The following is a 254-nucleotide window of genomic DNA, read 5'->3' as shown; positions in this document are numbered from 1 at the left end:
ATCGCCGGCGGGATTGGCTTCGTTGTCGACGCCGGATTGCTGACGCTGCTGCTGCATGTCACATCGCTCGGCCCGTTCATCGCCCGGCTGATTGCGATCGCGCTGGCGATGGTCGTCACCTGGATATTCAACCGGACATTCACCTTCGACCGGTCGCCGCATTCGCTTGCCGTCGAAGGTTTCCGTTACGGGTCCGTCGGGATCACGTCTGCGCTCGTCAATTACGGCCTCTACGCCGCCCTGCTGTTGACGAT

General features: G+C 61.8%; 1 protein-coding gene. It reads left to right on the top strand.

The window, feature by feature from the left end; translation table 11 throughout:
- On the top strand, window positions 1–254 hold a 254-nt coding region (locus SB724_RS21025; RefSeq protein WP_410572912.1), incomplete at both ends, for a GtrA family protein.

Origin of the sequence: Bacillus sp. SIMBA_031 (assembly GCF_046535225.1) — a bacterium.
Lineage (GTDB): Bacteria > Bacillota > Bacilli > Bacillales > Bacillaceae > Bacillus > Bacillus velezensis.
Note: the sequence above shows the minus strand (reverse complement) of the source record. Positions and strands in the feature narration are given on the sequence as shown.